The organism is Streptomyces chilikensis (assembly GCF_001642695.1).
GTDB classification, from domain to species: Bacteria; Actinomycetota; Actinomycetes; order Streptomycetales; family Streptomycetaceae; genus Streptomyces; species Streptomyces chilikensis.
Genome location: NZ_LWCC02000136.1, coordinates 3,460 through 12,027, shown reverse-complemented (window position 1 = coordinate 12,027; position 8,568 = coordinate 3,460). Strand labels below are relative to the sequence as shown.

Sequence of the window (8,568 nt, the reverse complement as noted above, 5' to 3'; positions counted from 1 at the left end):
GGTACAGCCTCGCCGTCCCCTCGGGCGTCAACCGACCCGACGGAGCCGCGTGCACCACGCCCGCATCCGCGTCCGTGCCCGCGGTGGACGCGGGTACGGCGTCACTGGCGCTGTAGTGGTTGACGCCGTTGTAGTAGATCTCCACAGCGTTCGTACCGGCGGCCTGGGGGCCGTGGTGCGAGACCACCTCGGTGCGGTCGCCGGGATAGGCGCGGGCGACGTCGAAGGTGACGCCGAGTGCGTGCGCGGTCAGCGGCAGGAACGTCTCGCCGAACGGGGTCGCCCAGCTGTCGCCCCAGTTCTCCACGGCCTCCAGCAGGTCGTCCCACTCGTCCGGGCTCATCGGGGCGGTACTGGTCGGGTACGCGGCCTCGAGCCGGGTCCTCAGCTCGTCGTCCGAGAGACCGGACAGGGCGTTCTGGTCGCCGAGCCCGTGCCGGCGCGCCAGCTCGAGCAGATCGGCGCGGTCCGTGTCACGGTCCCTCAGGTGGTCCGCGAACTCCTGGAGGGTGGACTGCCGCAGCTGACCGGTGACCTCGTACGGGACGGTGCGGGCGGGACCGGCCTGGCGGAGGTAGTTCGCGACGTGGTCACGCAGGGCGGCGACGGCCGCCTCGGCCAGGGGGTCCGGCGGCAGCGTGCCGGTCTCGCTGTACTGCCGGGCCCGACGGGCGAGGGCCGCGCGGACGCGTCCGGTGTCCGAGAGCCAGTCGAAGACGTCGGGGTGGGCCGCCGCCAGTCCGGGGACGCGGTCACGGACCACTCGCGGAGCGCTGCCGAGGACGGAGTAGAGCAGGCATTCGCCGTTGGCGACCGTGCGCAGGAGGCGCCCGGTGGCCGGGGGCGCGGCCGAGCTGTGCTTGCCCTTCCCGGCGGCCCCGGAGCCGGCCTTGTCGCTGTTCCCGGCCCGCCCTTGAAGCCCGTTCCCGCCCTTCTCCTTCGGCGCGGTCTTCGGCGGCGCGGTCTCGGTCACCCCGGCCTTCGCCACCTCGGCCTTCGTCACTCCGGCCTTCGCCACTCCGGCCTTCGTCACTCCGGCCTTCGGCGGCGCGGCCGGCTTCTGCTCGGCCGGAGCGGTGCCCGCAGCGGTCTTCGGCGCGGTGAGCACCGGCTTCCCGCCCGGTCGCTGCGCCGGGACGGACGCCAGCGACGACAGCGGAACGCTGACCAGCCCCTCGGCGGTGGTCCGCCGGACGTCGCGCACGGCCCGGGCGAGGCCGGGCAGCCTCATCCGGGCGTCGGACTGGACGGCGGCCTGTTCGGACTGTTCCTTGAGCGCTTCGACGACGGACCGGTTCAGCGCCCGCAGGCGCGTGCGCCGGTCGTCGCGGTGCCGGGTGGCCCCGTCCAGACGTCCGGTGGCGTCCGTGAGCGCGGTCCCGGCGTCCTCGGCGGCGCTCTCGGCGTCGGCGAGCGTCTTCTCCAGCGCCGGGAGCCGGCCGGCGGCGTCCTGGGCCTTCCGCCTGGCCGCGTCGAGTTCGCCCTGCACCCGCTCCTGGTCGGCGCGCAGCCCGTCGACCTGCTCGCGGGCGGCCCGCAGCCTGGAGTGCGCCTTGGCCGAGCGTTCGCGGGCCTCGCGGGCCCGGGCCTCGGGGACGGTGCCCTGTTCCTGGCGGGCGATGTGCTCCAGTACGGCGTCCGCGGCGCGGACCTCGCCGGATGCGGCGGTGGCGCGCTTGCCCGCCTCGCTGATCCGGCGGGGCAGGTCGAGGAGGATCTCGCCGAGCCGGCGGGCCTCCTGCTGCCAGTGGTCGCGTTCCGACTCGACGGAGTCCCGCTGCGACCGGGTCGTGGTGACCGCTTCCTCGGCGCGGGTCAGCGCGTCGGCGGCCTCGCGCCGCGCGGTTCCGGCAGCGGCGACCTCCTGTTCGGCGGTGTCGAGCGCGGTGCGGGCCTCGGCCTGCGGTCCGCGCAGGTCGCCCTCCCGCTGCCGTGCCTCCCGCTGGGCGCGGAACGCGTCGGCGTGGGCGGTGATCAGGGCGTCGAGGCCGGACCAGGCGTCGAGGGTGCCGGCGTCGGTGCTGTGCAGGGCGCCGTCCGACGTGAACCCCCAGTGCCGCAGTCCCTCGTCGGTGCGCAGGACCAGTTCCACGGGCCGGCCGGCGAGGACGGCGGTCCGCGCGGCCGCGTACAGGGCGCGGGCCAGCAGGTCGCCGTCCGGGTCGGGTCCGACGGCGAGCCAGAGCTGGGCGGCGGGATCGTTCGGGTGCAGCCCGTCGGCCAGCGCCTGCGGCAGGTCGCCGAGGGGGTGGGTGGTCCAGTCCCGCAGGTCGGCCGCGGACTGGCCGGCGAGCAGGGAGCGCAGGTCGTAGACGCGTGGATCGGTGCGGGCGTCGGTGATGCCGTAGCCGAGCACGTCGCGTTCGGTCAGGCGGAGTTCGGCGCTGCCGGTCACGTACAGCGTGCCCTCGGGGCCGCTGACGGTGATGACGACGTCGGCCATGGTCTCGTGGCTGCGGGTGCCCCGCCCCTCGGCGGGCAGTGCGGTGCCGCCGGTCTTGAACCACTCGCGGCGGGTCGCCGCGGTGGCGGAGACCTGTCCCTGGGTGACCGGCTGCCTGCTGACCAGGGGGACACCGGTGCCGAGGACCTGGCCCTCGGACCTCTCGTAGGCCATCTGCAGGGCGCCGGCGGGGGCGGACCCGGCGACGAGCGAGGTGGTCGCGGCGGTCGTCGGCAGCCGCAGCCGGTCCAGGGCGACGTCACCGGCGTCGGTGACACGGCGCGGGTTGCGCAGTTCGATGTGCAGCCTGGGCGGATCGTCGGACTCGAGCGGCTCGGGGTACGCGCCCGGCAGGGTCCGGGTGATCCCGGCGGAGCGCGGCGGGTCGAGGCTGATGGTGCCGGCCTGGATGAGCTCGCCGATGCGGACGGCGGCGCCCTCCGCGGAGCCGGACGCCGAAGTGGCCCGCCAGTGGGCGGTGGTCCGGGGAGCGACGGTGGCGAGGGCCCGGGCGAGTTCGGCGTACCCGTTGAAGTGGAAGACCGGGGTGGGGCCGGTCGGCACGATCCGCTGGCCGTCGGCGAGGTGCGGCTGACCGGCGGTCGTCGGCAGGGGCAGCAGGGGATGCACGGCCGACACGGAGGGCGGGGTGGGCCGGGGCCGCGTCACGGGGTCGGCCGCCTCGCTGCCGGTGAAGCGCAGCGTGACCCGGGCGGGCACCGTCGCCGTGGCGGCGGGCCGGCCGTGCAGGACGCGGTCGAGCCAGGTTCCGAAGGTGGCGTTCTCGTCGTACCAGGCGAGCACACCGGCCTCGATGACGCCGCCGGGCACGTCGAGGGGCCACTCCTTGACCAGCTCGGAGCGGACGGTGGCGGTGTACTCGTAGTCGACCTCGAAGTCGGCCGCGTTGTCGGTGCGCAGCCAGAAGCGGTCCTCGCCGCTCTCGGCGGTCCTGCTCGTGTCGGTGCGGCTGGTGCTGAACCCCAGGGCGGGGCCGGTGCGGTCGGTGCGCGTGTCGTCGGTGGGGCGGAGGTAGCGGGTCGTCGGGTTGAAGGCGACGGCGTGCCGACGGGTGTGCGAGACGGCGTCGGAGGTGTTGGCGGGGGCGTGGGTGTGCACCTGTTCCTGTCCGGTGCCGCTGCCCGCGGGCCGTCCGCGTACGGTGCGCAGCCCGTCGGTGTCCTGGCGGGGCCGGGCGCTCAGCTCGACCTCGACCAGCCGGGCACCGCCCTTGGCGAGGTGCCGGAAGTGGAAGCGCTGCACGCCGCGGGGACCGCGGCCGGGGAGGGCGCGCAGGGCGGTCGCGGTGGTCAGGTCGGCGATCCGCGCCGCGACGCCGGGCAGGTAGGAGGCGTGGCCCGGGGTGGTGGAGCCGGGGGCCTCGCGCTCGACGAGGGCGGTCAGTTCGGCACGTATCCGGTCGCGCCGTTCGCTGCCGTCGTCGCCGAGCTGCCTGACCGACAGGACGCCGGCGTAACCGGGTTCCCGGGTACGGGCGAAGCGGTCCGGCAGGGGCAGCGCCGGCTCCGGCAGGGCGGGCGGGGTGAGCGTGCCGAGTCCGGTGAACCACGCGGCGTCGCGGGCCAGTTGCTGGTCGCTCAGCAGGAACTGGGCGCCGCGCGGCAGGTCCACGGCGACGGTGACCGGGTCGGCGCCGGTCAGACCGAGCATGTTGCCGACCAGGTTGCGGCGGCCGTGCCGGACGGTGACCAGGAGGGTGGCGCCGCTGCGGACGCGGTGCTGGGTGCCGCTCTCCGTCGGGGTGCGGGTCACCGCGGTGGTGGACCCCAGGGTGTGCGTCTCCTCGGTGCGGCTGCTGTACGCGTACCGCGCGGACGGGTTGAACGCGCGCCGCTGTGCGGGAGCCGGGGTGCCCGCGGGCACCCTGGGGGGCATCTGCCACGTGGTGGCGCTGAGCGCGCCCTGGTGGCCCGCGCCGGTGGTGACCTGCTGCTGGGCGGTGTCGGTGGCGCCGACGTCGGTCTCCAGGTACTGCTTGACGCTGTGCAGGTGCTCGGCGTCGTGCAGATAGCCCTGGATCTCCACGGAGAACTCGTGGTCGGCGCCGAGGCCGGGCAGGGTGAGGCCCTCGACGACGTACCCGCCCTTGAAGATCTGGTGGCCGCGGCCGACCAGGGCGGCGGGAGCGACGGCGCCGCGCAGGACCTCGGTGAACGCCGCGCTCTGGTCGGTGGCGTCGGGGCCGGAGAGGAGGCCCGACACCCGGTCGCCGACCGTGGCGAGGGCACCGGGAACATGCGCGGTGACGGCCTGTCCGACCGTGCCGAGCAGCCCCTGCTCGGGGTGGCCGGGGTAGGTGTTGGTGACGATCTGCCGGAACGCGTCGAGGATCGCGCCGGAGCCGCGGACGACGTCCATGACGGCGTCGTCGGGCAGCCGGACGACGCCCTCGACGGGCCTGCCGTCCGGGCCGGTCAGCGCCAGGCGCGCGCGGTCGGCGTCGTCGACGGCCCGCACCCGGTGGGCGGGCGGGGCCTGCCGCGGGGTGCCGGCGGGGACGGTGCGGTGGTGCGGCACGGCGAGGGTGACGTGCCCGCCGACGGTCCGCGCGGCCGGGGCCGCGGGCTCGGCCGGGCTCTCGATGTCGGCGGGCCTCGCCGGGGCGGCGTCGGGGTGCGAGGCGGGGTCGGCGAAGCGCACCGCGGGGTCGTCGCCCGGCCCCTCGTAGAGGTCGAGGGCGAACTGCGCGGGCACGTCGAAGACCTCGGTGGGCTGACCGCTGCCGATGAAGAACTGGTCCTGGTTGACGCCGGAACCGACGGTGGAGACGTGGCTGGTCTGACGGGCGTACGTGTAGTCGCCGCTGCCGCCCAGGTTCCACGGGGTCCGGTCGCCCAGCGGGCCGGCGGGGCCGCCGCCGAAACCGGCCTGCCAGCCGTAGGAGTAGCCGGTGGTCTCGGTGCCGCCGACGGCGAACGAGGAGATGCCGATCACCTGCACGTCCGGCAGGGTCCGGCGGTGCAGGGCCCCGGTGGCGGGGCCGGGACCGGTGTCGCGGAACGCGGACAGCCGCAGCTGGACGCGGCGGGTCCCGCCGGTGCGGTCCGGCAGGTCGAACCACATCGCGTGGCCGCCGTCCAGCATGCCGTCGGTGGAGGCGCGCAGCCCCACGCCGGAGCGGGCCTGCTCGAACCGCCGCAGGTTGGCCAGCCGCGCCTGGACGGCGGCCTCGTCGAACAGGGCGCCCGGCACCGCTTCGAGCGGCGGGAGGAAGCCCTCCCGGCGCAGCCACGCCTCGGCGCGCTCGAACAGCGGTTCCGTGCCGGAGACCTCCAGCGGAGCGGCGGAGACGCCGAGGCTCTGCAGGTTCTCCAGTTCCTCGGGCAGCTGCCGCGGCGCGGAGCCCGGCGGGTGCGCGGTCCCCCGTGCGTCGGCGGCGGCCAGGATCCGCAGGCGCATGCCGTCGTCCCAGGGGCCGAACCGGTGCGTGGTGCTGCCGCCGCGGGCCCTGATCAGGGTGACGCGGTGGGTGACGCGGGCCGGGGCGAGGAGGTGGCTGCGGTTGCTGCGCACCGAGTGCGTCATGGTGGCCGAACCACCGGACGACAGCGAGGCGCTGGTCTGCCACTTCAGACCGCCCTTGCCGGCCAGGCTGCCCGACACCGCCGACGACGCGTCCGGGTGCCCCGGGGCGTGGTCACCGGTGAAGGCCGGGCCGAAACTGCCGTCGAGGGCGGCACCGCTGGTGAGCTTGACGGAGCTGTCGACCTTGACGGAGTGCGCCAGGTGCGACTCCAGGTTGATCTTCCCGTCGAGCGAGCGGTGCGTCGGGTCGCCGGGCTCCACCTCGGTGGTCACCTTCAGCATGCCGATGGCGTTGCCGTCACTGTCCAGCAGCACCGGCGAGAACAGGCCGCCGCCCCGCTGCATGGGCAGGGTGCCGCGCAGGACCGGCTCCGACAGGAACGCCTCCAGCTCCTGGGCGGAGGAGTGCGAGAGCCGGGCGAGGTCGGTGGCGAAGCCGCGCCGCACCTCGGCCAGCAGGCGTGCGGGCTCGCGGACCGTGTCGACGCCCCACACCGGGAGGTCGTCCAGGCCGGCGACGACGGCGAGGTCGCCGTCGTGGTCGGTGGCGAGGTGTTCGGGGAACCAGACGGTGACCGGTCCGTGGGTCCGGGCGGCGCCCCAGCCGCCGGCCGGTGACTGCGCCGGCGGATCGACCCGGACCTGCCAGACGGTGGCGAACTCGACCGGCTGCGACAGCTCGCTGCTGCGCTGCGCGGTCATCGTCTGCACCGCGTGGGTGACGGTCGTGGTCGCCGAGTACTGGTTGTGCGTCAGCGCGAGCGCCAAGGCGGCGTCCAGCCGCCGCACCGGTCCGGCCGCGTCGCGGGGGAAGAGGCCGGTCCAGGTCACCGGGACCGTGCGGAGGGTGCCGGAACTGCTGGAGGAGGCGGACTCCTGGCTGCCGATGCCGCGCCGTTCGACGCGGGCCTCGGGGTCCTGCACGCTGTGGGCGCCGTACCGCCCGGAGCGGACCGGCTCCCGCAGACCCAGCCGTACGTCCACGGTCCGGTCCCGGCCCTCGTGCTCGACGGTGAACCGCGCGCCGCGGCTGCTGCGCAGGTACGGCAGGTCCCGGGCCAGTTTCTCGGCGGTGAGCGTGGACCGCAGCCGGAGCAGCACCGGGTGGTCGTCGGACACGGGTCCGGTGATGCCGAGCGCGGTCAGGACCTGCCGGTGCAGGCCGTCGACGACGGGCGCGGGCAGCGGTTCGACGTGCACGAGGCCCACGTGCCCGTCGTGCTCGGCGCCGTACCCGGTGACGTACGAGGACAGGGGCGCCGGCCACAGGCCGGGGACCTGGCCGGCGGGGGTGCCGGCCGGCGCGGCGTGCACGGCGGAGCGACGGCGCAGGTCGTCGACGCGCTGCTGGACCAGGGCGTCCACGAGCGGCCGGCGGGCCGCGCGGGCGGCGGCCCGGGCCTCCTGGACGGCCTGGGCGACCTCGGCCGGGCCGACCTCGCGCATGCCGGTCACCAGCCGGGCGAACTCGTCCTCGTTGCCGTGCCCGATGCCGATGTTGTGGTGGGTCCGCCCCGTCAGCACCGCGTCGACGTCCTGCGGGGACCGGAAGTTGGCGGCGGCCCCGGTGCGCAGCAGCTCCTGGTGCAGGAGCGCGGAGTCGGCGATCTGGTAGGCGCCCGTCTGCTGGTTGGGGACGCCGTGGGCGCGGACGAAACGCCAGTAGCCGTCCTGGGGCAGGGTGAACTCGACGACCGTCTCGTCGTCCGACGCCGCGTTGTCGTTGGTGAAGGCGCTGGTGTGGGAGAGCGAGGTGGTGAAGAACTTGCGGTACTGCCGGCTGTCGTTGTGGGCCATCGCGGCCCTGAAACCGGCCTGCGGGGTGCGGGCGCCGAGGAAGACCCGTGCCTCCGCGGTCGCCATCTTGCGGTAGAGGCGCAGCGGGGCGTCCGGGCCGGCGGTCATCGGCGTGGGCGCGGCGGCCTGTGCGTCGCGGATGCGGACCAGTTCGGCGTGGAAGGTGCCGAGCTGGTCCCGCAGGGCGTCGTGCAGCGCGATCCGGTCGGTGAAGACGGTCTGCGAGTCGGCGAAGACGTAGTAGCCGCTCGCGAAGTCGACGGCCGCGTCGTCGGTGTCGAAGAACTCGGCGTAGGCCCGGTAGTAGGCCTCCATCGCCTCCACGGTGATCCGGCCGGCCCGCTCGCCGGGCGCCGGGTGCAGCGGTGCGGCGGTGCCGGTCACCGCGGCGGGATCCGGACGGGCGTCCGTGGGGGAGCTCTCCGGGAACGAGCCGGCCGGTGCGTCGTCGGCCGCCTCGCCGATGCCGGTCATGAAGTCGCGGAAGGCTTCGTAGAGGGCGTTGTCGGTGGTGGTGGCGGTGACGGGGTTGGCGGTGCCGGTGTGCGGGGGTTGTGGGTCGGTGCCGTAGAGGCGCTCCAGCAGGGGGAGGAGGTCGGGTTCGTTGGCGCGGACCCAGGGGGCGCCGTTGTTGCGGGGGCGGCCGGTGGCCGTGTCGTGGCCGTGGTTGGTGCCGAGGTAGGCGTTGCTGAGCTGGGCGAAGTACTCGAATTCGTCGGTGGAGGAGTAGTTGTCGGCGTCCGCTCCCCAGAGGTCGCGGCGGACGCCGTCGGGCCAGGGGG

At 75.4% G+C, this 8,568-nt stretch carries 1 pseudogene; it reads right to left on the bottom strand.

What is annotated here, in order from left to right:
- A pseudogene (locus A2U95_RS27100) lies at positions 1–8,568 on the bottom strand (hypothetical protein); the annotation flags it as partial.